Source organism: Micromonospora sp., assembly GCF_048594385.1.
GTDB lineage: Bacteria > Actinomycetota > Actinomycetes > Mycobacteriales > Micromonosporaceae > Micromonospora > Micromonospora wenchangensis.
In genome coordinates this window covers 1-2,690 of record NZ_JBMDWU010000525.1, presented here as the reverse complement: position 1 = coordinate 2,690, position 2,690 = coordinate 1, and the positions used below count along the sequence as shown (strand labels likewise).

Genomic DNA, 2,690 nt, shown 5'->3' with positions numbered 1-2,690 from the left:
CCCCAACCCCAACCCCCACCCACCTCGTCGATCATGGAGTTGCGGCGGGGACGAAAGCCGCGAAAACCCACGGAGAGGCCACCACAAATCCATGATCGACAAGAACGGGGTGCCTGCCGAGCGGGTGCTGGACGAGATCCGACAGCTCAGGGCGGGGGATCGGCCGGTGCACGGGGGGCGGTTGTTCGCCTATGTGTACGACCCTGGTGTCGGCGGGCTCGACGCGTTGGGGGCGGCGGCCCACGCGGAGAGCGCCCACGTCAACGGGCTCGATCCGACCGCCTTCCCGTCCCTGCTGGCGATGGAGAACTGGCTCGTCGGGGCGGCCGGCGGCCTGCTCGGCGGCGGGCCGGGCAGCGCCGCGCCGGACGTGGTCGGCAGCGTCACCAGCGGCGGGACCGAGTCGCTGATCCTGGCCGTCAAGGCCGCCCGGGACGCCCGCCCGGAGCTGACCGCACCCCGGATCGTGGTGCCGGCCAGCGGGCACGCCGCCTTCGCCAAGGCCGCCCACCTGCTGCGGGTCGGCCTCGACACGGTTCCCGTCGACCCGGTCACGTTGCGCCCGTCAGTGGCGGACATGGCCGCCGCGATCGGCCCGGAGACCGTGCTGGTCGCCTGCTCCGCCCCGTCGTACGCGCACGGGGTGGTCGACCCGGTGGCCGGGATCGCGCAGGTCGCGGCAGCGGCCGGGGTGCGCTGCCACGTGGACGCCTGCTTCGGCGGCTGGACCCTGCCCTACCTGCGTCGCCTCGGCGTGCCGGTGCCACCGTTCGACTTCACCGTCGACGGGGTCACCTCGATCTCCGTCGACCTGCACAAGTACGCGTACGCCCCGAAGGGGGTGTCGGTGCTGTTGCACCGGGACGCGACGCTGCGCTCCCCGCAGTACTTCGCGTACGCCGACTGGCCCGGCTACACCATGGTCAACCCGGTGCTCGCCTCGACCCGCTCGGGTGGCCCGATCGCCGCCGCGTACGCCACGCTGCGGCACCTCGGCGACGACGGCTACCTGCGGTTGGCCGCCACCACCCGGGACGCGGTCGGCACCCTGGCCGCCGCCGTACGCGGGGTCGACGGGCTGCGGCTGATGGCCGAACCGGAATCCACCGTGGTCTGCTTCACCGGCACCGACCCGGCACTCGACCTGTTCGTCCTGGTCGACGAGCTGACCGCCCGGGGCTGGCACACCCAACCCCAGCTCCGGTACGCGGACCTGCCCGCCAGCGTGCACCTCACGGTGACCGCCTCGGTGGCCCCCCGGGTGGCCGAATTCGGCCCGGACCTGACCGCCGCGGTGGCCGCCGCCCGCCGGGCCGGGCCGGTCGAGCTGCCGGCCGACCTGCTCGCCCTGGCCGGATCGTTGACCCCGGAGGCGCTCACCCCCGAGCTGATCGGTGGACTCGCCGCCGGCCTCGGGCTCGGTGCCGGGCCACCGGACCGGATGGCGGTGGTGAACACCCTGCTCGACGCCGCCCCCGCCGCGCTGCGGGAACGGCTGCTGGTGGAGTTCGTCGGCCTGCTGCAACGCCCCACCTGGTGACCCTGCGTCCCGGCCGGCGGCCGGGACGGGTGGTCGCGGTGGCGGGGCGGCGTCGTCGGAAGGTCTCCGCCGGGACGCGGGGACGGCCCTGGCCGGACCGGCGAGTGCACCGGGCGGCTGTGGTTGACTGTCCGTGGGCGGACAGCGGGTCGGCAGGGACGGGAGGCGGTCGTGCAGTTGCCGGGAGTGCTCGGCGAGCCGATCCGGTTCGTCCTCAACTGGGGTCGCCGCTACTCGCTCTGGGTGTTCAACTTCGGCCTGGCCTGCTGCGCGATCGAGTTCATCGCCACCAGCATGGGCCGGCACGACTTTATCCGGCTCGGCGTCATCCCGTTCGCCCACGGCCCCCGGCAGGCCGACCTGATGGTGGTCTCCGGCACGGTGACCGACAAGATGGCCCCGGCGATCAAGCGGCTGTACGACCAGATGCCCGAGCCGAAGTACGTCATCTCCTTCGGGTCCTGCGCCAACTGCGGTGGCCCGTACTGGGACTCGTACTCGGTGACCAAGGGCGTCGACCAGCTCATCCCGGTCGACGTCTACGTGCCCGGCTGCCCGCCCCGGCCGGAGGCGCTCCTGCACGGCATCCTCCGCCTCCAGGAGAAGATCGCCGCCGAACAGTCGGGCATCGGCGGCGTCGACCGCACCGACCCCCTCGCCCCGCCCACCGACACCGCCCCACGCCCGGTCGAGTCCCTGACCGCCCCCCCGGTCCACCCCCCCACCCTCTCCTGACCCACCCCGCCCCCTTTCCGCCCCCGCTGTGCCCCTCCCCACCCCCCGCTGTGCCCCGGTGATCAGGAGCTTTGCGTCAAATCCGCCCCCCGCACTGTCCAAAACCTCTTGATCACCGCCCCCTGGTGCGGGCTGGCCCCGGCGTCCGGCCGGATCGGGCGGGGTGGCCCGGGTCGGGCCGATCCAGGCCGGTGATCAAGAGGTGTGCGTCAACATCCCGCGTGAATCTGACGCGAACCTCTTGATCAACTAGCGCAAACCTCTTGATCACCGAGGCGAGAGGGGGCGAGACGGGGTGAGAGAGGGCGGGGTGAGGAGGGGCGGGGTTGGCGGGGGAGCGCCGGGTGGGCGGACGGCTCAGAGGAGAGGTGGCGGGTGGGGGTTAGCGTGCGGGACATGACCGACTCCGTGGACC

At 73.2% G+C, this 2,690-nt stretch carries 2 protein-coding genes; both read left to right on the top strand.

Going from position 1 to position 2,690, the window contains the following annotated elements; genetic code table 11:
• Window positions 1–91 precede the first annotated feature (91 nt).
• Entirely contained in the window at window positions 92–1,540 is a 1,449-nt protein-coding gene (locus ACOJTC_RS27835; protein WP_420119103.1) for a pyridoxal phosphate-dependent decarboxylase family protein, read from the top strand.
• A 171-nt stretch (window positions 1,541–1,711) separates the two neighbouring features.
• Complete coding sequence (locus tag ACOJTC_RS27830; RefSeq protein WP_420119102.1) at window positions 1,712–2,275, top strand: NADH-quinone oxidoreductase subunit B; 564 nt, start codon at window positions 1,712–1,714, stop codon at window positions 2,273–2,275.
• Window positions 2,276–2,690 lie beyond the last annotated feature (415 nt).

What these genes read in the sequence shown, in the direction of transcription:
- ACOJTC_RS27835 (WP_420119103.1), top strand. Translation starts at nt 92, where the DNA reads ATGATCGACAAGAACGGGGTGCCTGCCGAGCGGGTGCTGGACGAGATC.